Annotated in this window: 23 protein-coding genes and 1 tRNA gene; 13 read left to right on the top strand and 11 right to left on the bottom strand. The window is 65.4% G+C overall.

What is annotated here, in order from left to right; translation table 11 throughout:
* Positions 1-65: 65 nt before the first annotated feature.
* Both AAC645_RS17025 and AAC645_RS17020 read right to left on the bottom strand, forming a co-directional pair.
* A complete protein-coding gene (locus tag AAC645_RS17025) occupies positions 66-1,841 on the bottom strand; it encodes a lytic transglycosylase domain-containing protein (RefSeq protein WP_340317745.1) in 1,776 nt (591 codons plus the stop codon).
* A complete protein-coding gene (locus AAC645_RS17020) occupies positions 1,838-2,584 on the bottom strand; it encodes a uracil-DNA glycosylase (protein ID WP_340317744.1) in 747 nt (248 codons plus the stop codon). The genes AAC645_RS17025 and AAC645_RS17020 overlap by 4 nt, the downstream gene beginning before the upstream one ends.
* Before the next feature lie 110 nt (positions 2,585-2,694).
* On the opposite strand from AAC645_RS17020, the gene AAC645_RS17015 reads away from it, so the two are divergent.
* Positions 2,695-4,344: an electron transfer flavoprotein-ubiquinone oxidoreductase gene (locus AAC645_RS17015; protein ID WP_340317743.1), complete on the top strand. Its 1,650-nt coding sequence runs from the start codon at positions 2,695-2,697 to the stop codon at positions 4,342-4,344.
* A 46-nt stretch (positions 4,345-4,390) separates the two neighbouring features.
* Here the strand turns inward: AAC645_RS17015 and AAC645_RS17010 are convergent, their stop codons facing one another.
* Positions 4,391-4,663 (bottom strand): hypothetical protein, encoded by a 273-nt coding sequence (locus AAC645_RS17010; protein ID WP_340317742.1) that lies wholly within the window; start codon positions 4,661-4,663, stop codon positions 4,391-4,393.
* Positions 4,664-4,750: 87 nt separating this feature from the next.
* Here AAC645_RS17010 and AAC645_RS17005 point away from each other — a divergent pair, with 87 nt between their 5' ends.
* Positions 4,751-5,116: a hypothetical protein gene (locus AAC645_RS17005; RefSeq protein ID WP_340317741.1), complete on the top strand. Its 366-nt coding sequence runs from the start codon at positions 4,751-4,753 to the stop codon at positions 5,114-5,116.
* Positions 5,117-5,367: 251 nt separating this feature from the next.
* Here AAC645_RS17005 and AAC645_RS17000 read toward each other — a convergent pair whose 3' ends face one another.
* The 4 genes from AAC645_RS17000 to AAC645_RS16985 form a co-directional block, all read right to left on the bottom strand.
* A complete protein-coding gene (locus tag AAC645_RS17000) occupies positions 5,368-7,713 on the bottom strand; it encodes a TonB-dependent receptor (protein WP_340317740.1) in 2,346 nt (781 codons plus the stop codon).
* Positions 7,714-8,215: 502 nt separating this feature from the next.
* On the bottom strand, positions 8,216-9,940 hold the full coding sequence (locus AAC645_RS16995) for a CocE/NonD family hydrolase (RefSeq protein ID WP_340317739.1): 1,725 nt from the start codon (positions 9,938-9,940) through the stop codon (positions 8,216-8,218).
* Between the two features lie 180 nt (positions 9,941-10,120).
* Positions 10,121-10,966 carry a 4-(cytidine 5'-diphospho)-2-C-methyl-D-erythritol kinase gene (locus AAC645_RS16990; protein WP_340317738.1) on the bottom strand — a complete coding sequence of 282 codons (846 nt, stop codon included), beginning with the start codon at positions 10,964-10,966 and terminating at the stop codon, positions 10,121-10,123.
* The gene (locus AAC645_RS16985; RefSeq protein ID WP_340317737.1) at positions 10,963-12,618 is read right to left on the bottom strand and encodes a tetratricopeptide repeat protein; all 1,656 of its coding nucleotides are present in this window, start codon (positions 12,616-12,618) and stop codon (positions 10,963-10,965) included. Before AAC645_RS16985 ends, AAC645_RS16990 begins: the two co-directional genes overlap by 4 nt.
* A gap of 143 nt (positions 12,619-12,761) precedes the next feature.
* Between AAC645_RS16985 and AAC645_RS16980 the strand changes: the two genes are divergently transcribed.
* The gene (locus AAC645_RS16980) at positions 12,762-13,358 is read left to right on the top strand and encodes a peptidylprolyl isomerase (protein WP_340317735.1); all 597 of its coding nucleotides are present in this window, start codon (positions 12,762-12,764) and stop codon (positions 13,356-13,358) included.
* 144 nt (positions 13,359-13,502) lie between these two features.
* On the opposite strand, the gene AAC645_RS16975 is transcribed toward AAC645_RS16980, so the two are convergent.
* Positions 13,503-13,994: a flavin reductase family protein gene (locus AAC645_RS16975; RefSeq protein WP_340317733.1), complete on the bottom strand. Its 492-nt coding sequence runs from the start codon at positions 13,992-13,994 to the stop codon at positions 13,503-13,505.
* A gap of 150 nt (positions 13,995-14,144) precedes the next feature.
* On the opposite strand from AAC645_RS16975, the gene infA reads away from it, so the two are divergent.
* The 5 genes from infA to AAC645_RS16950 all read left to right on the top strand — a co-directional run bounded on the left by infA (position 14,145) and on the right by AAC645_RS16950 (position 16,347).
* Positions 14,145-14,363: a translation initiation factor IF-1 gene (infA, locus tag AAC645_RS16970; RefSeq protein ID WP_010162480.1), complete on the top strand. Its 219-nt coding sequence runs from the start codon at positions 14,145-14,147 to the stop codon at positions 14,361-14,363.
* Between the two features lie 10 nt (positions 14,364-14,373).
* Complete coding sequence (locus tag AAC645_RS16965) at positions 14,374-15,003, top strand: Maf family protein (RefSeq protein WP_340317732.1); 630 nt, start codon at positions 14,374-14,376, stop codon at positions 15,001-15,003.
* Between the two features lie 62 nt (positions 15,004-15,065).
* Positions 15,066-16,067 carry a ribonuclease gene (locus tag AAC645_RS16960; RefSeq protein WP_340317731.1) on the top strand — a complete coding sequence of 334 codons (1,002 nt, stop codon included), beginning with the start codon at positions 15,066-15,068 and terminating at the stop codon, positions 16,065-16,067.
* Positions 16,045-16,206 carry a DNA gyrase inhibitor YacG gene (locus AAC645_RS16955; RefSeq protein ID WP_422785853.1) on the top strand — a complete coding sequence of 54 codons (162 nt, stop codon included), beginning with the start codon at positions 16,045-16,047 and terminating at the stop codon, positions 16,204-16,206. Before AAC645_RS16960 ends, AAC645_RS16955 begins: the two co-directional genes overlap by 23 nt.
* 65 nt (positions 16,207-16,271) lie before the next feature.
* Positions 16,272-16,347, top strand: a tRNA-Phe gene (locus AAC645_RS16950).
* Between the two features lie 482 nt (positions 16,348-16,829).
* On the opposite strand, the gene AAC645_RS16945 is transcribed toward AAC645_RS16950, so the two are convergent.
* On the bottom strand, positions 16,830-17,063 hold the full coding sequence (locus AAC645_RS16945) for a type II toxin-antitoxin system HicB family antitoxin (protein ID WP_340317728.1): 234 nt from the start codon (positions 17,061-17,063) through the stop codon (positions 16,830-16,832).
* A 397-nt stretch (positions 17,064-17,460) separates the two neighbouring features.
* Between AAC645_RS16945 and AAC645_RS16940 the strand changes: the two genes are divergently transcribed.
* Together AAC645_RS16940 and AAC645_RS16935 are read left to right on the top strand one after the other, a co-directional pair.
* Positions 17,461-17,997, top strand: a complete 537-nt coding sequence (locus tag AAC645_RS16940) for a hypothetical protein (RefSeq protein ID WP_340317726.1) — start codon at positions 17,461-17,463, stop codon at positions 17,995-17,997.
* A gap of 326 nt (positions 17,998-18,323) precedes the next feature.
* A complete protein-coding gene (locus AAC645_RS16935) occupies positions 18,324-19,250 on the top strand; it encodes a LysR family transcriptional regulator (RefSeq protein WP_340317725.1) in 927 nt (308 codons plus the stop codon).
* A 4-nt stretch (positions 19,251-19,254) separates the two neighbouring features.
* Here the strand turns inward: AAC645_RS16935 and AAC645_RS16930 are convergent, their stop codons facing one another.
* Complete coding sequence (locus AAC645_RS16930) at positions 19,255-19,671, bottom strand: Ohr family peroxiredoxin (protein WP_340317723.1); 417 nt, start codon at positions 19,669-19,671, stop codon at positions 19,255-19,257.
* Between the two features lie 265 nt (positions 19,672-19,936).
* Between AAC645_RS16930 and AAC645_RS16925 the strand changes: the two genes are divergently transcribed.
* The 3 genes from AAC645_RS16925 to AAC645_RS16915 are packed head-to-tail and all read left to right on the top strand — an operon-like array spanning position 19,937 to position 24,139.
* Positions 19,937-21,394, top strand: coding sequence for an efflux transporter outer membrane subunit (locus AAC645_RS16925; RefSeq protein WP_340317722.1), 1,458 nt, complete (start codon positions 19,937-19,939; stop codon positions 21,392-21,394).
* Between the two features lie 4 nt (positions 21,395-21,398).
* Complete coding sequence (locus tag AAC645_RS16920; RefSeq protein ID WP_340317720.1) at positions 21,399-22,592, top strand: efflux RND transporter periplasmic adaptor subunit; 1,194 nt, start codon at positions 21,399-21,401, stop codon at positions 22,590-22,592.
* Complete coding sequence (locus tag AAC645_RS16915; RefSeq protein WP_340317718.1) at positions 22,589-24,139, top strand: DHA2 family efflux MFS transporter permease subunit; 1,551 nt, start codon at positions 22,589-22,591, stop codon at positions 24,137-24,139. Before AAC645_RS16920 ends, AAC645_RS16915 begins: the two co-directional genes overlap by 4 nt.
* A gap of 414 nt (positions 24,140-24,553) precedes the next feature.
* Here AAC645_RS16915 and AAC645_RS16910 read toward each other — a convergent pair whose 3' ends face one another.
* Positions 24,554-24,922, bottom strand: a complete 369-nt coding sequence (locus AAC645_RS16910; RefSeq protein WP_340317716.1) for a hypothetical protein — start codon at positions 24,920-24,922, stop codon at positions 24,554-24,556.
* Positions 24,923-25,044: the final 122 nt, after the last annotated feature.

The following is a 25,044-nucleotide window of genomic DNA, read 5'->3' as shown; positions in this document are numbered from 1 at the left end:
ATGCCACTGCGAGAGAAGGCAGACATGGATGCCAGCCTTCGCTGGCATGACGGTATGTGCAGGATTCAGTCCGCGGCGGCCGGCGCGCCCAGCGAGGTCAGGCGGACGGCGTCGCGGCCGGGCAGGCCGGGGAAGCGTGGCCATAGCCCTTGGCTGATCGCGGCGAGGCTGGCGGGTTTCGCACCCGACTGGCGCTGGTACATCCAGTAATTGCGCAGCACGATCGCGACATAGGCGCGGGTCTCGCTGAACGGGATCGATTCGATGAACAGCAGCGGATCGGCGAGATTGCGCCCGCGCGCATTCCAGTTTGCGACCGAGTTGGGCCCGGCATTGTAGGCGGCGATGACCTTCGGGAGCAGGCCGCCGGTCGAGGCGATATTATCGGCCAGCTCGCGCAGATAGGCCTGGCCCAGTTCGATGCTGGTGGCGGGCTGCGCCAGCATTGCCGGGTCAATCGTCCGGCCCTGGTGGCGGGCGACCATGGCGGCGGTGGCGGGCATCAGCTGCATGACGCCGCGGGCGCCCGCCGAACTCGTGGCTTCGGTGCGGAACTGCGATTCCTGCAGCGCGTGGGCGAAGACCAGCGCCTTGTCGACCTGCCAGCCCGAGGCGGGCACCCAGCCCGGCATCGGATAGCGCGCGTTTGCCGAAAGCTGCGTGCCGGAGGGGCCGTTCTGGGCCAGCCAGATCTGGGTTGCCGGCAGGTTGAGGCGGGCGGCGAGGTGGACCAGCGATTCATGATCGCGGCTGAGGCCGATGCGCGCCTGGTAGCGCAGCGTCGTCTCCGCCAGTGCCGACTCGCCGATCTCGGCTAGAGCCGCGGCGCGGCGGACATTGGCGATCGCGCCGATCCCCGCCCAGTCGTTGGCGGTCAGCTTCATGGTCGAAGCGCCGTCGTCGCTCAGCCCGAGCGCGTTTTGTGCGATCAGGCCGTAGAAGCTTTCCTTCATCCGCGCCGCGGTGCGCAGCCGTGGCTCGACGCGCTCGGGATGGTTGCACGCCATGTCGGCGCGGCTGGTCCAGTAGAGGCCGGCGGCGATCATCTCCGGGTCGCGGGCGCGGGTCGACACCTGCTCGAAGGCGATGCCGGCGTTCAGGCAATCCTTCTGCCGCCAGGCGGCGAGGCCTGCGACCCAACTCGCCTGGACCGCCCAGTCGCCGACGCCGCCGCGCGCCTGATCGGCAATGCGGCGCGTGTTGGCGTCGTCACCGGTAAGATAATAGCCCCAGGCGAGCCGCTGCAGCCATTCGGCCTGCGCTTCCGGCGAAAGATCGCCGAGGCGGGCGGTGATGACGGCTTCCGCCTCGCTGGGCTGGTCGCTGCGCAGCAGCGGGGTGGCGATCTGGGCCAGCGCAGCGGCGGCGCTGTCGTTGCGCATGGCGCGCGCGGACTGGCGCCTGGAAGGGCCGGCGAAGCGAACGAAATCGCGGGCGATCGGCAGGGCGGGTGTGCTCAGTCCGCGGCGCGACGCGATGGCGGCAAGCTCCGCCGCTTCGGGAAGATCCGAAGCGCTGGCCAACAAAGTCGCGAGCGCGTCGTCCGCGACCTTGGGCGATCCCTTGGCGAGAATGAGTTCGGCCTGGGCCACGTCGGTCAGCAGCCCGCCCGGCAATGCCGCGATGCCGGCCTGGGCGGCTGCCCAGTCGCTGCTGCGGATTGCGCCGAAGATAGTGCGATACTGGCTGCGCTGATCGGCGGTCAGGCCGGAGACGACCGGCAATGGCTGGGCGGCAGCGGCGAGACCGGCCGCAGCGACCGGGACGGCGACGGCATTCTGCGCGGCGGCGAGGGCGGGGGTGAACGCCAGCACGCCGGCAAGGAGAAGCGAACGCATCATCCGAGAGTCTTCATCAGCAACTGGAGATCGTCCCAGGCCCGCTTCTTCTGTTCGGGGTGCTGGAGCAGGGTGCGCGGGTGGAAGGTGGCGATGGCGGTGGTGGCGCCGCCGGCGAGCTTCACGTCATGCGGCCGGCCGCGCGCCTCGACGAAGCCGAGGTTCAGGAAGGCCCGCGCGGGCTGCTCGCCCATCAGCAGCAGCGCCCTGGGCTTGGCGAGCGCGACATGGTGGCGCGCCAGTTCGCCGAACAGCGTACCCGATGCCTTGTCGACATAGCCGCCGGCGGGACGACCGGGCGCCATCGCGGCGAGGTAGAGCGAATCGCGGTTGCGGCCGATTGCCGCCAGCATCTTGTCGAACAGCTGGCCGGCAGCGCCTGACAACAGCTTGCCCGAGGCGCTGTCGTCCGCCTCCGGAAGATCGACCAGCACCATCAGGCCCGACGCCGCGTCGCCCGCCGCCGCAATCCGATCGCGGAGCGGGATCGAGAGTTTCTCGCTGCTGGCGAGCCATGCCTGGAATGCCGGGAGAGTGTCCGGGAAGGCGGTCAGCGAAGCCGACGCGGTGGGCTGGGTGGCCTTGGCGGAAACGGGCGCCGCCGAAACAGCCGGCGCCGGCCGCTCGATTCTGGCCAGCCAGTCGCGCGGTTCCTCGTCGATCAACGTGTCGAGACCGGCGTCCTGCCACCAGCCCAGGAGGCTGGCGATGTCTGCCGATGATCCGATATTTCCCCCAACCATCATGGCCGGGAGTAAAGGAATGGGTTGACGAAGGCGTCAATCTGCGGGCAGCGGCTTTAGGGCGTGACGTTTTTTTGACGCGATGATCGGAAGCAGGAACGAGGACGAGGTACATGTCGACGCGCGATTCCATGGCTTATGACGTCGTGATCGTTGGAGCGGGCCCGGCGGGCCTTGCCGCAGCGATCCGGCTGAAACAGCTTGCCAATGAAAGCGGACGCGAACTCGGCGTCTGCGTCCTGGAAAAGGGCTCCGAGGTAGGCGCTCACATCCTGTCGGGTGCCGTGGTCGATCCGATCGCGCTCGACGAGCTGCTGCCCAACTGGAAGGACCTGGACAGTCCGCTCACGGTGCCGGTGACCGAGAACCATCACTGGATCCTGACCAAGAACCGGCAGTTCTCGATGCCGCACATCGCGATGCCCGGCTTCATGAGCAACGAGGGCACCTATACGCTGTCGCTCGGCAACCTGTGCCGCTGGCTGGCGGGGCAGGCGGAAAATCTGGGCGTCGAGATCTTCCCGGGATTCGCGGCGGCCGAGATACTCTACAATGAAGATGGCTCGGTGCGGGGCGTCGCGACCGGCGACATGGGCGTCAGCCGCGAAGGCGAGCACAAGCCGGACTATCAGCCCGGCATGGAGCTCCACGCCAAATATACCTTCTTCGCCGAGGGCGTGCGCGGTCATCTGTCGAAAATGCTCAAGGGCAGGTTCGATCTCGAATCGGACTGCCAGCCGCAGACCTATGCGATCGGCATCAAGGAATTGTGGGACATCGATCCCGACAAGCATGTCCCCGGCCGGGTGATTCATACCCAGGGCTGGCCGCTCACCGACGAGGTCGGCGGCGGCTTCCTCTATCACCAGGCCAATGGCCAGGTCGCGCTCGGCTTCGTGGTGGGCCTTGGCTACAAGAATCCGCACCTCTATCCGTTCGAGGAATTCCAGCGCTGGAAGCAGCATCCCAAGATCCGCGAGATCCTGGAGGGCGGCCGCCGCATCTCCTATGGCGCGCGGGCGATCAACGAGGGCGGCTGGCAGGCGGTGCCCAAGCTCGTGTTCCCGGGCGGCGCGCTGATCGGCTGCTCGGCCGGCTTCGTCAACGTGCCCCGCATCAAGGGCAGCCATACCGCGATGAAATCGGGCATGCTGGCCGCCGAGGCCGCGTTCGAGGCGATCGCCGCCGAGCGCGAGGGCGACGAGCTGACCTCTTATCCGGCGGCGCTCAACGACAGCTGGATCGCCAAGGAGCTCAAGATCGTCCGCAACAGCGAGCCGTTCGTGGCGAAGTTCGGCCCCTTTGCCGGCACGCTGCTGGCCGGCGTCGACATGTGGATGAACAACCTCGGCATCGGACTTCCCTTCACCCTCAAGCACCACAAGGACAATGAGGGGATGTGGCGCCAGGATATCGCGCCGAAGATCGTCTATCCCAAGCCCGATGGCGTGATCAGCTTCGATCGCCTGTCCTCGGTGTTCCTGTCGAACACCAATCATGAGGAGGATCAGCCGGTCCACCTGCAGCTCAAGGACCCGAGCGTCCCGATCGACATCAACCTGCCGTTCTACGACGCGCCCGAGCAGCGTTACTGCCCGGCCGGGGTGTATGAGATCGTCGGTCGCGACGAGGGCGCGCCGCGCCTGCAGATCAACGCGCAGAACTGCGTCCACTGCAAGACCTGCGACATCAAGGACCCGACCCAGAACATCAACTGGGTGACGCCCGAGGGCGGCGGCGGGCCGAATTATCCGAATATGTGAGAAGGTGCGGGCCGGGGGAAACTCCGGCCCGTTTCTTTAGAGGCGATTACTGCCGGCAGGCGCTGTAGTCGCCGTCCTCACAGGCGGCGACGCGTTCGCGCCACTCGGCCCGCTCGCGTTCGTAGCGCTGCTGCGCCTTTCGGTTGGCCGCGCGGATATCCGCATTCGAGCGGTCGCGGCGATTGACCACGGCCTGGGCGCGGCTGTTCAGTTCGATAGTGCGCAGTCGGTCGGCACGATGCTCGGCGTCCTCGACCTGCGCGAAGGCGGGAGCGGTGGCGGCGGCCAGCAGCGAGGCGACGATGAGGATGCGGATCATCCCGCGGCGCTAATCCCGCCATGCTTGCGCCACGCTGAACCGCGCCACGCTTGCGTTGTCGGCCCAGCACCGATATGCGCCGGTGCGATGTCGACGCCTCGAAAGACCCTCTCGCTCAGCCGCGCCGCGATGCCCTCCGAGGGCCCGCCGCTGTCGCCGGAAGCCGAACTGCTGGCTCAGGCCGTGCGCCGCAAGCTGTGCATCGTCGCGGTCTACAACCGCACCAGCATGCAGATTGCGCCGCACATCCTCTACACGCGCCATGACGATCTCTTCGTCGATGGCGTCGTGATGCTGCGCGATGGCAAGGTTCCGGCCGAGCTCAAGCTCGGCACCTTCAAGCTGGCAGGGCTCAGCAGTGTCTCGCTGACGGCGGAGACCTTCTCGGTCCAGCCGCTCTACAATCCCGGCGACGCCAAATATGAGGGCGTTACGGTCGCCAAGGCCGCCTAGACTTCTCTTCATCTGGATTGAAGCGTTGCCCCGGCGGAGACCGGATCTCGGTAGCTTTCGCGATAACGTCCGGCCACGAACCGGCAGAGGCCCCGGCCTCCGCCGGGGCGACGTCATACCAAGTTGGCAGTGATTGAAGCCTGTCGAGGCTGTGCTGATTCCCCGATTTGAAACCACTATAGGCAGGGTGATGCACGCTGTATCTCCAACAACGCTGTTGGAGATGCGCGCGCCTCACCCTGCGCTATGGTTTACATGCGATAGTTCAGCGTGAGGCCGATGGTGCGGAACGAGTTCGGCCCAAAGTTGGACCAATAGTCTCCACCCAACGCGGCGTCACTTCGGCCGGATGCCCCGGTATAAAATCCGGCGACTGGGTCGGCGAGAATGTAGCTGCGGACGCGCTTGTCAAACAGATTTCGGACGAAGGCTGTCAGCGAGAGCCGATCGTCAGCGGTCTTCACGCCGGCCGAGAGCCCGACGATCGCGTTGGACTTGATCTTGGTCTGCGGATCTTTCGTCTGCGTGAAGTAGAAGGAGGAGCGGTGGTAGATATCGCCTTGGACAAAGCCGACCCAGTCGGCGGAGACGGGCTGCTCATAGCGAGTCGTTATGGACGTGGTCCAGCGCGGCGCATTGGCGAGCTGGTTGCCGCTGACGTCCGTGGTTCCGTTCGGCATGCAGACGTTCCGTCCGCTGGCACCGGTGGGCTGGCCATAATAACAGGGCACGCCCGGCAGGTTGCGATATTGGGCATCGTTGTAGGTCGTGCCACCACTGATCGTGAGTCCTGGGAACGGCAAAGCCGTGAACTCGACCTCTACACCCCGGCTCTTCAACTCGCCGGCGTTGAGGGTCATGAAGCCGGCGGCAGTCCCGGGCTTCTGCGCCTGCGTCTGGAAGCCGTCGAACTTCGTGTCGAACAGTGCGACGTTCAGTCGCAGCCGGCGGTCGAGCAGTGTCGACTTGACACCCAGCTCGATGCTGGTCGGATACTCGGGGGCAACCGGCGTGCCGCTGATCTGGTCGAATGTCGGTCCCTTATAACCACGTGAATAGGTCACGTATGCCAGGACGTCCTTGGCCACTTCATAGTCCAGGCCGAAGCGGTACGAGATGTTGTCTTTCGTGATGCGACCGCGGAACCGGATCTCAGGCCCGTAAAGCGGTATTAGAGCGGCGGGGTTGGTCAGCGAGAGAATGTAGACGTTTTCATCATGGGTATAACGGGCGCCGGCGGTGATCCGAATCGCGTCGGTGATTCGATACTGGCCCTCAAAGAAGCCGGCATAGCTTTTTACCGGCGACGTCGTGTCAAGGAATCCACCTAGCAGCGAGAGGCCGGGGCCCGGCGCCGGCCCGCCGAGATTGACCCCTTGAAGGAGGTCGGACTGCGCGTGAAGGTCCAGATAGAACAGGCCGAGCTGGTAGCTCAGGCGACCGTTGTCGGGCGAACTCAGCCGAAGCTCCTCGGTCGTCTGACGATAATTGCTACCGCCGGTGTTGGTGTCGAACAGGTCGGCGGTCGTTGTGTCAGTGTCGACCGAAGTCTTCACCTTGTAGCGGCGGTGCGCGAGCACGTTGGTCAACGTGTAGCCGCCTCCGAGCTGAATCTCGGCCTTCAGCGAGACGCCATAGACGTCCGAACTGTTGTCGTCGGGGACACTTGTTGCGAATACTGGATTGGTCGGTGACGCGACAATACCGTTGCGGGCGTCAATAGTAGCGATCAGGCCGCCAGGCGCCGTATAGGTGTGGACCAGCACGCCTTCGCCGGGCCCCTCCGAGCGCTGGTAGTCGCCTGCCAGCGTGAGGCGAACGCCATCCGTCGGCTCCCACAGCAGTTTCACGCGGCCGCCATAGGTGGTGTTACCCAGATCCTGGTGGAGCGCGATGTCCTTCACGAAACCGTCCTGACGGTTCACGAAGCCGGCTATGCGGATTGCCGCGTTCGCGGCTATCGGAATGTTCCCTGCCACCTGAAGCGCCGCCGTGTTGCCGTTGCCGGGCGCTGTCGAGTTACCGTAGGTCGCGTTGGCCAACAATTCCGTGCGGCCGAGTTTCGGCTGCGCGGTGGAGATGTTGATGAGGCCCGCCGCCGCATTCTTGCCGAACAACATGCCCTGTGGCCCGCGCAGGACCTCAACACGATCAAGGTCAAAGAACTGCACGTTGCCGAACTGCGGACGGCTCATGACCACATCGTCGATGACGATGCCGACGCTGGACTCGGTCTGCGTACCGAAGACGGTGGTACCGATCCCGCGGATGGTAAAGTTCACTGCCCCCGCCTGCTGGTTCGACGATTGCACCTGCAAGCTCGGGGTCAGGTTCACGAGCTGGTAGGCATTGAGAACCTGATGCTGCTCGAGCGCGGTTGCGTTTACCACGCTGACGGCGACCGGGACGGTCTGCGCACTCTCACTGCGACGACGGGCGGTGACAATGATGTCCTGAATACCGCCTTCAGAGCGATCGCCGGATTGTGCAGTCGCAACTCTCGATTGCGATGGAGCCTCCGCGCGCGCTGCCGCTGGAAATGCTGCAGTGGCCGCAGCAAGAGCCGCGCTACTCAGCAGAACTACCCTAACCTTCATTGGAACCTCCCCAGGTAAGCAGCATGCGCCGCCGATTATCCGGCCGGCCGCTGCACAGCGTGTTGCGCCACTCCGGTATGATATGGAATAAACATTCTGTCAATATATGGAATAGAAGAGTTCTTGTAAGCAGCGGCTGATCGCCATCGTCGCCTTCACATCGAATCGCGAAACGGCTTCGGCCTAATATGGTGATTCTGAAAATCGCCTACGTTACGCCGCCTTCGCCCTTCGACTGCTTGCAAGGCGGGGCAGGGTGGGTCGAGCTCGAGGCCGGGCGATGTCTCCATCCACCGCTGATGACAGTGAAAGGAGAGGGACATGGGCCCCAGCCTTCGCCGAGATGACGAGAGAAGAGCAAGGAACTTCGGATTCAGGACACCAGACCCGATCCAGTTCAGATTGAATTGGATCGAGTCCAGCTCGCTTCAATTCTCCGTGATTTTTGAGCCGTCAGGTGATTTCACCTGACTTCGAATCACTCCAGCACGATCTACGGCGCTCATGAGGAAGCTGTTCCCGCTGAATCCACCACCGGAAGTTCGATAAACGACGGACGTTTGGTGTCATGGAAAATGCGCTGTTGGGCAACCTGCATCGCGCCGCTATCCTGGTCTCCCGTATTGAGATTGCGGTCCCAGCGCGGGAAGGAGCTGCTGGTTACATGGACCCTGATCCGGTGCCCGGCGAGGAACAGGTTGCTGGTAGACCATAGATCGATGACGTGCCGGCCGGCCTCGTCGGCCCCGGCAGTCACCCGCAAAATGCCGTCGCTCAGGTTGAAGGAGCGGCCATCGGGATGGACGTCGCAAAGGCGTGCCACCCAGTCGGTAGAGGGCGCCGAACTGACCGAATGCAGGACGACGCGGATGCGGCCGGTCACTTCCAACTCCTCGGTGAGGGGCGCGGAGGTGAAGACGCAGACGTCATCGCGCGCTTCGACCTGTGCCTGATCCAGCGGACCAGGGCGATAGGCGCTCGCCATGACGAGGAGCCCGCCCAGCGTTGGAACAGGATCGGCAGGATCGTAGGTGAACGTCGTCGACGCTTCGGTGCCGGCCGGCTCGGCCGTGGTCAAGCTGCCATCAGCGTGCAGGTAATGCCGCTGGACCCGGGCACGCTGCAACGGCCATTCCTGCTCGTCGCGCCATATGTTTTTGCCCATGACGAAAATGCGCACGGGTGCGCCGGGCAAGTCGACCTGTGCTTCCGGAACGAGGTGCTGGCGAAACCATGCCAGCTGGAAGTCATTGGTATCGCCGTGCGGATGAACAGGTGCGCCGAGTCGTGAAGACATCGCCCCAAAGCACAGGTCGCCGATAGGGTCCCGGAAGACGCCGTGCGTCCATGGGCCGACCAGCAGGCGGGCATCCTGTCCGGCCGCGGTCGCGGCGATGTAATTGTCGAGCGTTCCCTGGAGGAATACGTCGTACCATCCGCCCCAGTGCAAACTCGGCACCTGGACTTGTTCGTGCTGGCCGGCGACCCGACACCAGCCGATGCTGTCCGGGTCGTCGATAGCGCGAATTGCGCCGAGCCCGGGCAAGGCGTGCTTTTTCAGAGTCGCGCTGCCACGCACGGGCAGATCCCAGTAGCTCTTGGACGTCATCGCCTCGTAATCCTCGAGGAGGGTTTGACCCCGCTGGGTTCGCTCCTCGATCGGTACAGGCAGTTTCATCACGTGCTCGAAGCCCATGGTGAGGGTCCATGGCAGCTCCAGGCCCCACTCGATCGCGCCGCCGCGGCCGTACAGACCATCCATGGGATCGCACCAAGTGACCATCGGCGAGATCGCGCCAAGCGAGGGCGGCTGCGCAAGAGCCGCCATCCACTGGGTGTTGCCGACATAGCTGCCGCCGAACATGCCGACCCGCCCATTGGCGCCGGGAAGTCTTGCCGCCCATTCTACGGAATCATAGCCATCGTCCCGCTCATGGCGGAACGGCATCCACTCTCCGTCCGAGTCGGTTCGACCCCGCGTATCCTGCATCACGACAATGAATCCGCGCTGCGCTGTACGGACGGGATCGAGCGTCAAAAGCTGCTCGACCGCCGACTTGTTGTAGGGCGTGCGAGAGAGCAGCACCGGCCAGGGCCCGTCGCCCTCTGGCCTGTAGACATCGGCGCGGAGCACGACGCCGTCGCGCATCGGAACGGGTAGGTTGCTTTCGACCCTCACCTTATAAGGTTGCGTCGATCGGTCGGCGTCAAGTGCCGTGGCGTCCATGTCTCTCTCTCCGTTGATCGGTGTGTTAGCGGGCTGCGGCAACGCCGCGGCAATTCGGGTGGCGGAGCTCCGATGGCTCTCCTGTGTTGGAAGTCACGTTCTACACAGTCTTAAATTGGAATTCCATCCTCTTTTGCTGGGGTCGAACAAGGCGGCTGCTCTCCTGCTATGGCACCCGGCCTAGCGCAGCCGGCTTGCCAGCCGCCACCAGTCCGGCCGCGCAGCGATCGCCACCTCGGCTGCATCGCGCGTCCGTTCGTTCTCGAACAGCGCGAAGCAGGTTGCGCCCGATCCCGACATGCGCGCGAGCAGGACGCCCGGCTGTCTGGCGAGCGTCGCGACGACTTCTCCGATCGCCGGGCACAGCCGTCGGGCCGGCGGCTCGAGGTCGTTGCGGCCAGCGAGCGACGCCGCCAGCGGATCGCCCGCGGCCAATGGGCCGCGATCGATACCGTCCCAGCCCGCGAACACGGGGCCGGTCGCAAGCGGTATGCCGGGGTTGACGAGCAGCAGCGGCAGGCCGGCGAGGGCGCTCGACGCGACGGATGTCAGCGTGTCGCCACGCCCATCGCCGCGGAGGGTCTCCGAGGCAAGGCAGGCCGGCACGTCGGCGCCAAGCCCGCGTGCGAGGTCCACGATGCGGGGGTCGTCGATCGCAACGCCGTAGCGGCGGCTTAGAATCCGCAGCGCCGCCGCCGCATCGGCCGAGCCGCCGCCTATGCCCGCCGCCACCGGCAACCGCTTGTCCAGGCGCAGCGCGGGTGGATCGCCCTGGCCGAGCAGGACCGCAAGCCGACGCGCCGCGCGCATCACAAGATTGTCCTCGGCGTTCTCGGCCGCCAGGGCGCCGCCGAACGGACCGGTCAACGTCAGCCGTGCGGGGCCGTCGACCGTTTCGATCAGGTCGCCATGTTCGGCGAAGGCGAAGATGGTCTCAATGTCATGATAGCCGTCCGCGCACCGCCGGCGCACGTGCAGGGCGAGGTTGATCTTGGCATAGGCTGTATCGACGAGCCGGCCTGTCACTTCGCCGTCATCGTGGCGCCGGGGCCGTTGGCGAGCTTGTCGTTGATCCGTGCGGCACCAGGCTTGTCGGCCTGGACGAGCGCGGCACGCCAGGCGTAGCGGGCCTCGATCCGCCGGCCCGCCGACCAATAGGCGTCGCCAAGATGCTCGTTCATTATCGACTGGCCCGGCTCGCTCGACACGGCTCGCTCCAGCGCGGCGATCGCGCCGGCATAGTTTCCGCGCTTGTAGTAGAGCCAGCCCAACGAATCGGCGATCGCCGCGTCATTGGGGTCGAGCCCGCTGGCGCGCTCGATATAGACCTGGGCCTCGGCCAGGTTTTCGCCGCGATCCAGCATGCCGTAGCCAAGATAGTTGAGGGTGACGGCCTGGCTGGGGTCGAGCTTGTTCGCCTGGAGCAGCAGCGCCTTGGCCGCCGGCCAGTCCCCCGCCTTGTCGATCGCGCCGGCCTTGAGGAACAGGTGAATCCAGTTCGGCTGGCCGCGTGCGGCATCGATGTCGATGGCGCGCTGATAGGCGCCCGCAGCCTCGGCGGAGCGATCGAGATCGGAGAGGATGCCGCCCAGTTCGACGAACGCGGCTGCGTCGGCGCCGGGCCGGGCGGCGATCTTCTTCGCGTCGGCCAGCGCACCCTCGCGATTGCCCATCGCCAGCAATATGCCGCCGCGTTCCTGCCGGGCGGCCTCCGACAGCGGATTGTCGGCGGGCACATGGGCGAGCAGCGCGAGCGCCGCATCATGATAGTCATTCGCGGCGAGCAGATCGGCGGTCGCGATCGATGCGGCGGCATTGTCGGGCGCGATGTAGCTGGCGAGGCGGGCGAGCTGGAGCGACACCGGCGAGCGACCGTCGCCCTTCACGTCGATGGCGAGCTGCGCGAACAGCTCGGAAAGACCGAGCGCGGGCGTGTCGATAGCCCCTGTCGTCAGCTTGCCGGCGTCCAGCGCCGTGCGCGCGGCCGCCAGCTCCTGGGCACGGCCTTCGAGGATCGAGCGAGCGCCGGCCGTATCGCCGCGCTTGGCCAGCAGCGCTGCCGCTGCCAGCTGGAGCCGGACCGCGCGGCTGTCGCCGGCGGCTATCAGTCGCCGCAAGTCGACGAGGATGTCGGTGCGCCCGGTCGCCAGCGCGATCAGGATATGATGGTCGCGGGCATAGGCGTTGGCCAGCGGCGTCCCCGCCGTCGGCGCCGCCCTGCGGGCCGGATCATTCTCGCCCTGGCCCAGCGCCACCCAGCCGCGCATCGCCGGAACGAGGAAGCTGAAGATCTGCTCACGCTCGATCCGGTCGACCAGCGCACCGGCGCGCTTCCAGTCGTGCGCGGCGGCGGCATCGCCGAGCAACATCAGCACGGCGTCAGCCGGCAGCGCGCCGACCTTGTCGAGTTGGTGCGCGGCAAGGCTCGCCAGCTTGAAATTGCCCGCGGTAAGCGCCTGGCGGTAGGTGCGAAGGGCGAGTTGCCTGTCCTGCGGGGATGCCTGGAGCAGGCGAGCATAGCTCGCGGCGGCGGCTTCGGGCATGCCGTTGGCGTCGGCGAGCCGGGCATGGACATATTGCCGCATCTCCGATGTCGGGTCGGTCACGACCGCCGGTGCTGCGATCGGCCAGGCGATCAACAGGCTCGCGACCACGGCAGCGCGCTTCGGCTTCATCATTTCACTCCCGGCATAGCAGGCGCCTGTCTATCGCATATGGCGCGCGATAGGCCAGCCATAAGCGGCGGCCGGGCGGCGCGGCCATCGCTCCGCCAGCGCGTCTTGCCGATAGACGGCCGCCGCTGTGGCGCTAGACATGGGGAATGATTCGTCGCCAGCTGATCGCCGCCGCCCTTGCCCTGCTTATCGCCACGCCGGCGCTCGCCGCGCCGACGAAGGCCAAGGTGGCGGTGAAGACCAGCGAGGGGACGTTCGTGCTGGCGCTCGACATACGCCACGCTCCGATCACGGCCGGCAATTTCCTCGCCTATGTCGACCAGAAGAAGCTCGATGGCACCCAATTCTATCGCGCGGCCCGGGCCCTGGGCAATGCGAAGCGGGGCTTCATCCAGGGCGGCGTACACCGCGACGCGCGCCGCTCGCTGCTGCCGATCGCGCATGAGCCGACCAGCAAGACCGGCATCCATCATCTCGACGGCACGATATCGATGGCGCGGCGCGAGCCAGGCACGGCGCAGGGCGAGTTCTTCATCCTGGTCGGCGATGCGCCGGCGATGGATGCGCACCCAGGCGGCCACGGCGATACGGCCGGCTACGCCGCGTTCGGACGGGTGATATCCGGCATGCCGGTCGTCAAGCGCATCCTGGCGTCGCGAACCTGGCCGGGCGGTTCGGGCGCGATGAAGGGCCAGCTGATCAAGAAGCCGGTGGAGATCATCGAGGCGAAGCGGCTGAAATAGGGCGCGGGTGCGTATATCGAAGGGCTTGAGCGGGGGTGGAGAGCGGACTCTGGCTGACCTCATCGTCACCCCGGGTCAAGCCCAGGGTGACGGAGAAGAGGAAGTGGGCCGTCAGCTTACAGTCCCGCTCATGGGTTCACGACGTCAGCGCGCGGCGTTGGCGAAGGTGCCGTCCACCCAGACCAGCGGGGTGATCTCGTCATGGTTGAGGACCTGCTCGACCTCGCCGATGAACAATGTGTGGGTGCCGATGTCGATCGTCTGCGTGGTGCGGCACACCAGGCTCGACAGTGCGTCGTTCAGCATCGGGATGCCGTCGGGGCCTTCGACCCAATCGCCGGTTTCGAACCGCGCGCGGCCCTTTTTCTGGCCGCTGAAGATGCCGACCAGATCGCGGTGGCGATCGGCCAGGAGGTTGACGCAGAAGTGCGAGCCTGCCGACAGAATAGGGTGGATGCTGGCGGTGCGGTTGACTGCGGTGAGCAAGGTCGGAGGTTCGGCGCAGACCGACATCACGGCGGTGGCCGCCATTCCGGTCCAGCTGTCGCCCCGGCCCGCGGTGACCAGCGCGATGGTGGTTGCCAGCCGGCGCATGGCGTTCCGGAAGCCGTCCTTTATCTCATCGTCGGTCATCATGCTCTCCTGGGGTGGTCCGCCGCTAAAGAAATGCTCGCCGGGGCGCAATCGCTCGCCGCCGGACGTTCCGCCCCAGCGCGGCTTTTCTTTTGCCGGTCAAGCGGGTATGGCGGCGCCGATTCCAATATCATATCTCCATGAGGCTGCGGTTTGGCGAAAGAAGAGTTGCTGGAAATGCGCGGGCAGGTGGTTGAGCTTCTGCCCAACGCCATGTTCCGCGTTAAGCTGGAAAACGACCATGAGATCCTCGGCCATACCGCCGGAAAGATGCGCAAGAACCGCATTCGCGTGCTCGTCGGCGACGAGGTGCTGGTCGAGCTCACGCCCTATGATCTGACCAAGGGTCGCATCACCTATCGCTTCAAATAAAGGCGGGCCGTTGTCCCGCTTCGCAAGTTCGCTGGTCCTGGCGTCGGGTAGCCCGCGCCGGGCGGAGCTGATCGCGCGCCTCGGGCTCAGCCCTGCCGCCATCGATCCCGCGGACATCGACGAAACGCCGGGGAAGGGCGAGCTGCCGGCGCCCTATGCCGCGCGCGTGGCGGCGGAGAAAGCGATGGCGGTAGCGGCGCGGCATCCTGGCGTGGCGGTTCTCGGCGCCGATACGGTGGTTGCCGCCGGCCGTCGAATTCTTCCGAAGACCGAGGATGTCGAGGCCGCCCGCGCCTGCCTGCATCTGTTGTCGGGGCGACGTCACCGGGTCTATTCCGCCGTCACGCTGGTCGATGGCAACGGCGTGGCGCGGCATCGCCTTTCGACCAGTGTCGTCGCCCTCAAGCGGCTGACGGTGGCCGAGATCGACGCCTATGTGATGGGCGGCGAGTGGCGCGGGAAGGCCGGCGGCTACGCGATCCAGGGCTACGCCGAGAGCTGGGTTCGGATGCTGTCGGGCAGCCATTCGGGGGTGATGGGCCTGCCGTTGTTCGAAACCCGGGCGCTGCTCGAAGCGGCAGGGCTGCTGCCGGCCGCCAGAGCGGCTCACGATCCGACTGCATCAGATCGGCCGCTGTAGATGGTTGGTCTTCCGCGATTTCCGAGCGGCCAGATGACTCCATCTGCCTCGAAATCGCCCTGATGCCCGAATGGCTTTATGAAGTCGGCATCGGCGAGGTGCGCGCTGCGTTGGTCCACGACGGCGCGATCGTCGCCGCCGCGATCGAGGCCGATGACGATGGCGTGCGTGCCGGCACGGTGGCATCGGCGCGACTCGTCCGCGTCGTGATCCCCGGCCGTCGCGCCGTGGTGCGGCTCGACACCGGCGAGGAAGCCCTGATCGAACCTGTACCGGGCGGTGTCTCCGAGGGTGGGCGGCTGATGGTGGAGATCCATCGCGCTGCAGTGCCCGAGCCGGGTCGCGCCAAGCTCGCGCTCGCGCGGCGGGCGGCGGCCGATGCCGCGCCCGGACCGGCACCCGCCCTGCTGGATCGCATCACGGCATCGGGCGATCCCGTGCGTCGGCTGTACCCGCACCAGCCGGACGAGCTGGAAGCGGCTGGCTGGTCCGAACTGATCGACGAGGCGGCGACCGGCCACGCCGGATTCGACGGCGGAGCGCTGCGCCTGTCGCTGACCCCGGCGATGAGCCTGATCGACGTCGACGGCTGGCTGCCGCCGGCGGATCTCGCCATAGCCGGGGCGGCGGCGGCGGCGCGGATGATCCTGCGCCACGGCATCGGCGGATCGATCGGCATCGACCTGCCGACCGCAGGCAGCAAGGCTGCCCGCCTCGCCGCGGCCGACGCGGTCGACGCCGTGCTGCCGCAGCCGTTCGAGCGGACCGCGGTGAACGGCTTCGGCTTCCTCCAGATCGTCCGCCGTCGCGCCCAGCTGTCGCTGCCGGAGCGTGTGCAGGGAGATCCCGCTGGCGTGGCGGCGCGCGCCTTGCTGCGCCGTGCCGAACGAACCCCGGGTGCAGGCGTTCGGACGTTGACCGCGGCGCCGGCGGTGATCGCGCTGATCGAGAAGAACGCGCCATGGCGCGACGAGCTGATGCGACGAATCGGTGCATCCATCAGCTTGCGCGCCGACCCCGCGCTCGCCATATCGGCCGGACATGTCGATGCCGAAAATCCCTAGATGCCCCGTGTGCCGCAAGCCCGAGCAGCAGCAGTTCAGCCCTTTTTGCAGCCAGGGATGCCGTGACAGGGATCTGCTGAAATGGCTGGACGAGGGCTATCGCATCCCCGGTCCGCCGGCCGATCCGGAAGCCGAATAAATCGGCAAAAGCAGGCTGGACATACCGCGTAGCCCCCCTCTATAGGCACGCCTCCAACGCTAAGTGCCCAGGTAGCTCAGTTGGTAGAGCATGCGACTGAAAATCGCAGTGTCGGCGGTTCGACCCCGTCCCTGGGCACCACTTTTCCTGAATTTGCGGAGCAAAATAGGTCGGTGTGCGACAGACCCGCATTCGTGGCGGAGTTCCGCGCTATTCTGCTCCCGGAATGCATCTGCCACCGTGCGTCGGAGACGATTTTGGATCTCGGATTGGCCAGGGATATCGCTGATTTCTCGGGGGGCGAATTCGGCGGTCGGCCGATGCGATGCGCAACAAGCTGCGGGTTTGCTGTGCATCGCAAGTGGAGCGGGAGGTTCCGGCCCGGCCGGTCTCCATTGCATAGCGCGATTGCGTCCGGAAGTCCCTTGCAGCTTCACGGGAGCAGCCAGCCCCCTGGAAGTGGAGCGCTACTTGCGGGTCACGGCAGATGCCAACCTCACAACGGCTGACCGTCGCAGTCGCCTTTATATAAGCGGATTGAGCGTCGCGCCACGCATCCAAAGGCCGTCATTTGCTTGGACCGTCGCGGCGCATCACTCGCGTGAGAGTGCTCGCCCTGCTGCTCAATCGCCTCGCGGCTGGATGATCATGCGAGCGATACCAAGGCCATGCGGTATGGCATCGGCAGTGGCGTGCAGCATTCTCGAATGCATCGTTGCCGACAGCTCGAGATAGTCAAACACCGCCCCCTCCGCATTCTGCTTAAGCTGTTCCAGACTGTTGCCGGTTGCGGTGCAGCTGGGGAGGCTCGGAAAGAACGCACTGAACCCGCGGTGGGCTCGTTCGACGACTGCCATGTAAGACTTCGCTGCTGATTTGCTCATAAGCCGGCCTCCGAGAGTGTCGCTCAATCGGCCTTAGGCACCGACGCTCAACATATAAACGTACATCGGTCCGTTACAGGCCCGAGCGGCCTCCCAAGGAGATGTACGTAGCCGGCTCGCCATGAGGCCGAAGCTTCTCTGCCTCGAATCTGCACGGTACGGCGCCTTACGCTCGATATAGTGCTGATGGGCGGCATGCGCCTTCGTCTCGGACGTTCATCCGGAAGATCGGCTTCCTGAGACCAGCCGTCCGTTCATCGCACTGCAGGTTGGCGGAAGCTATACTAGGAGTCATTCATTCCGCGCAGAATCGTACGCGTTTAGGAGTACGATAGTAGCGTCAGGAAGCTAACGAATCTGCAGGGTGGACATGAAAGATATAGATGGAATGGGCCAGGTTTTGGAGATCCTAGAGCCCCACTGGGACGAGATTCAAAACCACTTTGATCGCAGAAACGCCTACTTTCTTGATTTGATCGCCTCCGATCACGATGCGTTAGGCAGGGTCCTTAAATCCCACCTCGCCATTGAGGCGTTCCTCAATGAGTATCTCCAAAACTTCTACGGTTTTACCGACTTCGAGGACTTCCGGCTGTCATTCAACCAGAAAGCCCAGATGATCCCGCCGAACGGTGTTCCTGCTTCCTGGCTTCGGCCCGGAATTCTTCAGCTGAATCGTGTACGTAATAAATTCGGGCACACCGCTGGCTACACGATGGATCGGTACGATATCACAGCGATATACGAGGTTCTGGACGTAGCTCGGAGAGGCGTCGAATTCCCTGACCCCACGGACGCGATAGAAGCCTTCGCTGCTATTTCTTGCGCATTTCTCGACGTACCGCCGAAAGAGCTTGGGGAAGTCTTTATGGAGGCATTCTCCCGGATTCGGACGCATGGAGGGTGAGCGATCTGGCGCAGCATTGCGCCTCATCTCGGACGTACGAGCCGAAATTGAGCTGTCCGATACCCGCCGTATGTTCATCCGGTAAGCCGGGGCAGTTCTGCATCCCCTGCCTTTCGAACTCGCGGTTCGCAAGTCCACGTGCAGCGTCGACCGCTGTCCGACTTGTGCGCACCGCTTTGCGTGGTAGGCTAGGGTGCTGGCGTTTCGAATATTGGGAAAGAAGGACTCGTAGGGCGGTCTCACTCGGTTTGTCGTTGCATTTCCACTCACGTCGCTGACTGGAGAGCTCGGGACATGGGAATACCGGCGGGCGAAGGGAGATCTTAATGCCGCACCTTCCGGATTTCGAGGCTTGGGCAATCTTCGCCAAAGTCGCCGAGAAGGGTTCGTTCAGCCAGGCTGCCGAGGATCTCGGCCTCGCGAAGACTACGGTCTCCAAGGCGATATCTCGGCTTGAGGAGCGGATGCGCACCACGCTGCTCCACCGCACCACCCGCAAATTGTCGCTGACAGAGAGCGGGCGGATGTCGCTCGACCGCGCGCTGCGCATCCTGGCCGACGGCGCCACGATTGAGGCCGATATATTGGAGGAGGCGGCGATCCCACGCGGACTGATCCGCATGGCCGCATCGACAGCCTTCGGCGAGACCACGCTCGCCCCGGTGCTCGGCACCTTCATGGCCGCCTACCCCGACATAAGGCTCGACATCACGTTCACCGAGAGTCGCGTCGATATCGTCGCCGACGGCTATGATCTCGCGATCCAGATCGGCGACAATGCGGCCGACAGCTCGCTCCGGATCAGTCGTCTCTTCACGCTGCGCCGGCGAGTGAGTGCCGCGCCGTCGATGATCGAGCGCCATGGCATGCCCGCCCACCCATCCGATCTCGCCCAATATCCCATGCTGATCGCCACCCATGTTGCCTGGGGCGAGGCTATCGACTTTACCGGCCCCAACGGCGCGCAATGCCATGTACCGATCTCGGGCGCGCTCCATCTCAACAGCTCAATCGGCCTGCTCCAGGCGCTGCTCGGTGGCGCCGGTGCCATGGCCATGCCCGAATATTTCATCTGGGAAGCGCTCGAAGACGGGCGGCTGATCGAACTATTTCCGGATTGGCAGATCCCCTCGGCGCCAATCTGCGTCGTAACGCCGCCTGGCAGAGCCCGTCCGGCACGGGTGCGCGCGCTGCTCGAATTCCTTCGCCAGCAATTCTCGTCGAAGCCCTGGGCGCACGGCATCGAGGCCTGAGCGATCAGCCCACCTCGACCCGCACCTCGATATTGCCGCGCGTCGCGCGCGAATAGGGGCAGGCGGCGCGCGCATCCTCGATTATCCGCCGGCAGGTGGCGTCATCGAGACCGGGGAGGTCTGCAGACAGCGCCACCTTCAGCGCATAACGGCCGTCTGTACTGCCAAGCGCGACGCTCGCGGTGACGTTGCTGTCCGGCGCGATGTCGACGCCCCGGCCGGCGGCGGCGCCTTTGATCGCCGAGAGGAAGGCGGCTGCAAAGCCGGCGGCGAAGAGCTGCTCGGGATTGGTGCCCTCACGATCGTCGCCGCCCAGGCATTTGGGAAGATCGAGGCGAACCCTGAGACGTCCGTCGGCGCTGGCGGCGCATCCGGCGCGGCCCCCGACTGCGGTTGCCTGGGTCTCGTAAAGGGTCTTCATCTCCATGGTCCTGTTGCGGAAGGGGGCGACACCCGCGCGAGGAGGGAGGACCGGGCAGCGCTTGGCTGGCTTTCTAGGCTCTCGCCGACGGATCGATAATCGGGCCATCGGTCACTTCATTGATGATGGAAAGCGACCAATCCAGTTGTTGACCCGGTGAGGATTGGCGGGCGATCGCCACCTCTATTGTGCACTTTTGGTGGATAATCGCAGCTCGTTACAAGTCCTAGATCGGCGGTCGACCAAGTGATCAGGGATTTGTCACATGTCGATCTACACTCCCCTTCGCCGATCCGCGCTGCTTGCCGGGCTCGTCGCGACGCTGCTTTCCGGCTGTGCCTCCATCCCGCATGTGGAGCCGCGCGTGCAGACCTTCACCGCCGCCACCGTCGGCCTCGAAGGCGCCGCCGCGCTGTCCGCCGCCGGCCAATGGTGGACCGCCTTCAACGACCCCCAGCTGGACCGCATCATGGCCGACGCGCTCGCCGGCAACCCGTCGCTGGACGTGGCGATGGGGCGGCTGCGCGCGGCCCAGGCGAGCATCGCCGCGAACAAGGCGGGACTCCTCCCCCAGATCAGCGCCGACGTCTCGGAGAGCCGCGTCAGGATCAGCGACAAATATACCGTCCCGCCGCCCTATGCCGGCACCAGCCGCTGGATTGGCAGCGCTCAGGCCAATCTCGACTGGTCGCTCGACCTCGCCGGCCGGCAGAAGGCGCTGATCGCCGAGGCGCGCGCTTCGGCCAATGCGGCGGCGCTCGACGTCGAGGCGGCGCGCGTCACCCTCTCGGGCGCGGTCGCCCAAGCCTATATCAACCTCGCCCGCGCCAGCGAGCAGGCGGTCATTGCCGCTCGCTTCGTCGGCTCACGCGAGGAGCAGCTGTCGCTGGCCCAGACCCGCAAGCGCACCGACCTGTCCAGCGATGTCGACCTGCGCGCCGCCGAGACACTGCTCGCCGAGGCGCGCCAGGCGAAGATCCGCGCCGATGGCGACCGTGCGCTGATGGTGCATGCGCTCGCCGCGCTCGCCGGCCGCGGCATCGATTATTATGCCGGCATCGGTGCGCCCAAGCTGGCGCTCCAAGCCGGGCTGCCGGTGCCCGACGGCCTTCCCGCCGACCTGCTCGGCCGCCGTCTCGACATCCTCGCCGCCCGCGCGCGGATCGAGGTGGCGGATGCCGGCCGCAAGGTAGCCAGGGCCGATTTCTATCCAGATCTCGATATCAAGGCCTTTGTCGGGCTGTCGGCGATCGGGCTCGGATCGCTTTTTACGGGCGGGGCGGCAACCTTTGGCGCGGGGCCGGCGCTGCACCTGCCGATCTTCCAGGGCGGTCGGCTCCAGGCCAATTACAGGGGTGCGGTCGCCGGCATCGATGCCGCGATCGCCGACTATGACGCACTGGTCGTCGGCGCCGTTCGCGAGACGGCCGATGCGCTGTCCGCGATCGCGACCAACGCCGCCGACGCCGAGCAACAGGAGCAGGTCGTCAAGGGTCTTTCGGAGACGGTCCGGCTTGACGAGGTCCGCGTCCGCACTGGTCTCGCCGCCCGGCTCGACGTGCTGAGTTCGGGCGATCGGCTGCTCGCCGCGAACCAACGCCAAGTCGATCTGGCCGCTGATGGGGCGGCCGCACGTGTCCGCCTCGTCGTCGCGCTCGGCGGCAGCTTCGATCCCCAAAATCAGATTGCGTCGGCCGAGCAGGCCGCCGCCGCAGGGAGGTAAGACCATGAACGCCCAGACCAACATCGATAAGAATGATGCCGTCGAGGTCGAGCCGCAGGGCGCGCCCAAGGTGCGCAAGCGCGGTTTCCTGATGCTCGGCGCCGCGGTGCTGCTCGGTGCCGCCGCTTATGGCGGCTATGAGGGCTTCATCGCCGGCGACACGGAGATCACCGATGACGCCTATGTCGCCGGCGACGTCGTCGCGATCACCTCGCGCGAAGCCGCGACCGTGCTCGCGATCGACGCCGACAACACCGAGGCGGTAAAGCGCGGCCAGAAGCTGATCGAGCTCGACCCGGCTACCGCCGACGCGGCGATGGCCGCCGCCGAAGCCGATCTCGCCCGCGCGGTCCGCAATGTCCGGTCGAACTTCTCCAAGGTCGACGAGGCCGGCGCCGAGATCGTCGCCGCCGAGGCCGAGTTGGGCAAGGCACGCAACGACCTCGGACGCCGCCAGGCCGCCGCCGCCGAAGGCGCGGTCTCGGGCGAGGAGGTGGCGCACGCCGCCGACCAGGTCCGCACCGCCGCCGCCCAGGTCAACCTTGCACGCAGTCGCCGGGCGCAAGCCAGTTCGGCGGTCCAGGGGACCAGCATCCGTTCCAATCCCGACGTAACGGCCGCCATCGCCGCTGTTCGCCGCGCCGCCATCGTCCAGAGCCACATGCATCTGACCGCGCCCGTCGACGGCGTCGTCGCGCAGCGCACGGTCCAGCTCGGCCAGCAGGTCGGTCCCGGCACGCCGCTGATGGCGGTCGTCCCGCTGGACAAGGTCTGGATCGACGCCAATTTTCGTGAAACCCAGCTCGCCGACCTGCGCGTCGGCCAGCCGGTCGAGATCGAGAGCGACGCCTATGGCGGCTCAATCACTTTCCACGGCAAGATACTTGGCCTCGGCGCCGGTAGCGGGAATGCCTTCGCGCTGCTGCCGCCGCAGAATGCCAGCGGCAACTGGATCAAGATCGTCCAGCGTGTCCCCGTCAGAATAGCGCTGGACTCAAAGGAGTTGCGGGTGAATCCGCTGCAGATCGGGCTCTCGGTCAAGGTCACCGTAGACACCAGCGACCATAGTGGCGTTCCGGTCGCACGCGCTGCGGCCGGCTCGATCGCGCGCAAGGCGAGCGAAGATGGCGGTCCTGCGGTCGAGGCGCGGATCGAATCGATCATCGCAACCAATTCCGGCCAGGGCGCGGTCCGGTGAGCGCCTCGGCTGCACCGGCGCAGACCGTGCCGCTGTCCGGCCTGGGGCTCGCCGTGGTTTCGGTGGCGCTGGCGCTCGGTACCTTCATGCAGGTGCTCGACACGACGATCGCGAATGTCTCGCTGACCACCATCGCCGGCAATCTCGGCGTCAGCTCCGACAGCTCCACCTGGATCATCACCGCCTTCGCTGTCGCCAACGGCGTCACAGTGCCGCTGACCGGCTGGTTGATGGGCCGCTTCGGCGTGGTCCGGACCTTCGTCGTCTCGGTCACCCTGTTCACCATCGCCTCCTTTCTGTGCGGTATCGCCTGGAGCCTGTCTTCGCTGATCGTCTTCCGCATCATCCAGGGCGGGGTATCGGGACCGATGATCCCCGGCAGCCAGGCGCTGCTCATCTCGATCTTCCCGCCGGAGAAGCGCAACACCGCGCTCGGCATCTGGTCGATGACCACGCTTACCGGGCCTATCATGGGGCCGATCCTCGGCGGCTATATCTCGGATAATTATCACTGGGGCTGGATCTTCCTGATCAACATCCCCTTCGGTATCGCCTCGGCGCTGATCAGCTGGCGCTTCATGAAGAGCCGCGAGACGCCGACCCGCAAGCTGCCGGTCGATACCATCGGCCTCGGGCTGCTCGCCTTCTGGGTCGGCACTCTCCAGAGCTTCCTCGACCTTGGCAAGAATGCCGACTGGTTCAACTCGACCCATATCATCGTCCTCGCCCTGCTTTCCGCCATCGGCTTCGTCGCCTGGCTGATCTGGGAGCTGACCGATGCGCGGCCCGCGGTGGACCTCAGGCTGTTCGCCAACCGCAACTTCGCGCTCGGCACCGCCGCGCTGACCCTCGGTTTCGCAGTCTTCTTCGGCAACACCCTGCTGCAGCCGCTGTGGCTGCAGACCCAGCTCGGCTACACCGCGACCTGGGCCGGGCTCGTTGCGGCACCGAGCGGGCTGGTATCGGTACTCGCCACGCCGATTGTCACCCGCTTGTCGGGGAAGGTCGAGGCCCGCTGGCTGGCGACCTTCGCCTTCGTCGCCTTCGCGGCTTCCTTTTTGATGCGCAGCGGCTACACCGCCCAAGCCGATTATTGGCACTTCATGCTGCCCTTTGCGGTTCAGGGCCTGGCGATGAGCACCTTCCTCGTCGCGATGTTGAGCATCTCGTTGGACGGCATCCCCGCCGAAAAGGTTCCATCTGCGACCGGCATCTCGAACTTCGCGCGGATCACCGGCAGCAGCTTCGCCGCTTCGATCGTGACGACGATGTGGGACCGGCGCGAGGCGCTTCACCAGAGCCGGTTGGCCGAGCACAGCTCAATCTTCGATCCGGTCTTCCAGCAGAGCCTTGCGGTGCTCGGTCAGCATGGACTTACCACTCACCAAGCGGTGGCCGCGGTCACCAGGCAAATGGTCGGCCAAGCCTATCTGCTGTCGTCGATCGACATCTTCCACGCCAGCGCGCTGGCGATGATGGCAATGATCGTGCTGGTCTGGCTGGCACGCAAACCGGCCGCAATGAGTGGCCCGGTGGCGGCGGATTGAGCGCTATTGGCGACCGTCGGACGCACGACTCAGCCAGTTTTCATAGGCTTCAAGCGGTCCAAACCGCGGTAGTTCGCGGCGGCCTGCGCCAGTGATCCGGATGGCCGAAGCAGCGGCCGACCGGCAGGGCGTTCGATTTCAGGCGCGATAAAAGATAAGCTGCCATTCGCGGGCGGGATCGGCGATATCGGCATACGCGTTGATCTCGTACGTTCCATGCTCACGCCAAGCGCCCCTTGAAGCGGCCATTCTTTCATCCCCCAGACTGCGGCAGCTTCGCGCCCTAATTCCGGCCGTTGGTCTATAGCACCGCTCATCCCAAAAGCCGCCGTTCCTTGCGGCGTCGGAACTACGTCCGCTGCGGGGTGGAAAGCAGAAAGGCGGCTATCGGTCGGAAAAGACCGTAAGCTGCCGCTAGAACACGATGAAGCAGTCAGCGGGGTTAGGCGCGATGAGGTGGCCACTCTCATAGGGGCCAAGTTCGGTCCGAATGGTGAGCGTTGCTCCGTCATCGAACATCAATGTGAACTGGTCATCCGTTCGGGCTACCGCAACGATCCTCTTATACAGCAGCGTTTGCAGATTGACGGGTCCACCATCATAGGCGTTGCAGTTGTAGTCCCAGGCGCGTCCGCCTGCCTCCACATGAGCGAGGCCGGCCATGGCATAGATCGTCCACATGCTCTCCATGGATAGCCGGACGGCATACGGATCGAGGCAAACTTGGCCGATGGCATCGCCGACGAACCTGTCAAACTCTTCTGCTGGCGGCATCGGATGCATTGGCGGCTTATAGCGCCGTCATACGAATAAGCGAACGGCCGACATTGGGTCGATTGTGTTGAAGAAGTCGGCTCGTGGCAGGATCGGACGTTGCTCGCGGATCAGGCGATCGGGTCGCTGCC

The organism is Rhizorhabdus argentea (genome assembly GCF_037861105.1).
GTDB classification, from domain to species: Bacteria; Pseudomonadota; Alphaproteobacteria; order Sphingomonadales; family Sphingomonadaceae; genus Rhizorhabdus; species Rhizorhabdus argentea.
The sequence above is the reverse complement of the archived record's forward strand: the minus strand, read 5'-3'. Positions and strand labels throughout refer to the sequence as shown.

Bases quoted from the DNA above. Each gene is read 5' to 3' on its own strand.
- AAC645_RS16995 (WP_340317739.1), bottom strand. From the start codon at position 9,940: ATGGACGCCACGGCACTTGACGCCGACCGATCGACGCAACCTTATAAG.
- AAC645_RS16920 (WP_340317720.1), top strand. From the start codon at position 21,399: ATGAACGCCCAGACCAACATCGATAAGAATGATGCCGTCGAGGTCGAG.
- AAC645_RS16940 (WP_340317726.1), top strand. From the start codon at position 17,461: ATGAAAGATATAGATGGAATGGGCCAGGTTTTGGAGATCCTAGAGCCC.
- AAC645_RS16975 (WP_340317733.1), bottom strand. From the start codon at position 13,994: ATGATGACCGACGATGAGATAAAGGACGGCTTCCGGAACGCCATGCGC.
- AAC645_RS17010 (WP_340317742.1), bottom strand. From the start codon at position 4,663: ATGATCCGCATCCTCATCGTCGCCTCGCTGCTGGCCGCCGCCACCGCT.
- AAC645_RS17020 (WP_340317744.1), bottom strand. From the start codon at position 2,584: ATGATGGTTGGGGGAAATATCGGATCATCGGCAGACATCGCCAGCCTC.
- AAC645_RS17000 (WP_340317740.1), bottom strand. From the start codon at position 7,713: ATGAAGGTTAGGGTAGTTCTGCTGAGTAGCGCGGCTCTTGCTGCGGCC.
- AAC645_RS16985 (WP_340317737.1), bottom strand. From the start codon at position 12,618: ATGATGAAGCCGAAGCGCGCTGCCGTGGTCGCGAGCCTGTTGATCGCC.
- AAC645_RS16935 (WP_340317725.1), top strand. From the start codon at position 18,324: ATGCCGCACCTTCCGGATTTCGAGGCTTGGGCAATCTTCGCCAAAGTC.
- AAC645_RS17015 (WP_340317743.1), top strand. From the start codon at position 2,695: ATGTCGACGCGCGATTCCATGGCTTATGACGTCGTGATCGTTGGAGCG.
- AAC645_RS16910 (WP_340317716.1), bottom strand. From the start codon at position 24,922: ATGCATCCGATGCCGCCAGCAGAAGAGTTTGACAGGTTCGTCGGCGAT.
- AAC645_RS16930 (WP_340317723.1), bottom strand. From the start codon at position 19,671: ATGAAGACCCTTTACGAGACCCAGGCAACCGCAGTCGGGGGCCGCGCC.
- AAC645_RS16960 (WP_340317731.1), top strand. From the start codon at position 15,066: ATGCCCGAATGGCTTTATGAAGTCGGCATCGGCGAGGTGCGCGCTGCG.
- AAC645_RS16980 (WP_340317735.1), top strand. From the start codon at position 12,762: ATGATTCGTCGCCAGCTGATCGCCGCCGCCCTTGCCCTGCTTATCGCC.
- AAC645_RS17025 (WP_340317745.1), bottom strand. From the start codon at position 1,841: ATGATGCGTTCGCTTCTCCTTGCCGGCGTGCTGGCGTTCACCCCCGCC.
- AAC645_RS16925 (WP_340317722.1), top strand. From the start codon at position 19,937: ATGTCGATCTACACTCCCCTTCGCCGATCCGCGCTGCTTGCCGGGCTC.
- AAC645_RS16955 (WP_422785853.1), top strand. From the start codon at position 16,045: ATGTCGATGCCGAAAATCCCTAGATGCCCCGTGTGCCGCAAGCCCGAG.
- AAC645_RS17005 (WP_340317741.1), top strand. From the start codon at position 4,751: ATGTCGACGCCTCGAAAGACCCTCTCGCTCAGCCGCGCCGCGATGCCC.
- AAC645_RS16945 (WP_340317728.1), bottom strand. From the start codon at position 17,063: ATGGCAGTCGTCGAACGAGCCCACCGCGGGTTCAGTGCGTTCTTTCCG.